Annotated in this window: 2 protein-coding genes; both read left to right on the forward strand. The window is 71.8% G+C overall.

From position 1 onward, the window contains the following. On the forward strand, positions 1-674 hold a 674-nt coding region (gene otsB / locus A5673_RS16660; protein WP_068234493.1), incomplete at its 5' end, for a trehalose-phosphatase. Positions 675-793: 119 nt separating this feature from the next. Further along, the coding region (locus A5673_RS16665; RefSeq protein ID WP_068234495.1) for a PE family protein at positions 794-1170 on the forward strand (377 nt) is incomplete at its 3' end.

The raw sequence follows: 1170 nt of genomic DNA on the forward strand, positions 1-1170 counted from the left end.
CCGGGGCGGTCGAGGCCCTGCGGAAGCTGGCCGCGCAGTGTCCGGTGGCGGTGCTGTCCGGCCGCGACCTCGCCGACGTGACGGCGCGCCTCGGCGTGCCCGGCATCTGGTACGCCGGCAGCCACGGCTTCGAGCTGACCGCGCCCGACGGGACGCACCACCAGAACGAGGACGCGGCGGCGGCCGTACCGGTGCTGGAACAGGCGGCGGGTGAGTTACGCGACAGGCTGGGCTCGATTCCCGGAATAGTCGTGGAGCACAAGCGGTTTGGGGTGGCGGTGCACTACCGCAACGCCGCCCGGGACCGCGTCGGCGAGGTGGCCGCGGCGGTGCGCGCGGCGGGCCGGCGCGACGCGCTGCGGGTGACCACGGGCCGCGAGGTCATCGAGCTGCGCCCGGACATGGACTGGGACAAAGGGAAGACCCTGCGGTGGGTGATGGAGCACCTGGGCGAGGCCACCTCCGGCCCGTTGGTGCCGGTCTATCTCGGCGACGACATCACCGACGAGGACGCGTTCGACGCGATCAGCGAGGACGGCGTCCCGATCCTGGTGCGGCACAACGAGGACGGCGACCGCGCCACCGCCGCGCGGTTCGCGCTGGACGCCCCCGAGCAGGCCGCCGAGTTCACCGACCGGCTGGCGCGGCGGCTGGGCGAGGCCCGCGCGGACTAGACCATCACCTTGGGTCTACTGACCACTGGTCATTCCTGCGAATGGTCTGGGAATTGGGGCGTTGCCAGGCGAACGGTACGTCGAACCACTAAGCTTCCGGCCGACTTGGGAGGTCGGACATGTCTTTTGTGATCGCGTCGTCGGACACTTTGGCAACTGCAGCAACAGACCTGGGCGGGATCAGGTCGGCGGTCGCCGCGGCGAACGCGGCGGCGGCGGGCCCGACGGCCCAGATCCAGGCGGCGGCCGCCGATGAGGTGTCGGCGGCGATCTCGGCGCTGTTCGGCGAGTACGGCCGGGCTTATCAGGCGTTTGGCGCGCGAGCGGCGGCGTTCCACGACCAATTCGTGCAACTCATGCGCGGCGCCGGCCTGTCGTACGCCGCCGCCGAGGCCGCCAACGCCTCGCCCCTGCAGACCCTCGAACAGGACGCGCTGAACGCGATCAACGCGCCCACCCAGACCCTGCTCGGACGCCCGCTGATCGGCAACGGCGC

The sequence above is a fragment of the Mycobacterium sp. E3198 genome, from assembly GCF_001667015.1.
Taxonomy (GTDB): Bacteria; Actinomycetota; Actinomycetes; order Mycobacteriales; family Mycobacteriaceae; genus Mycobacterium.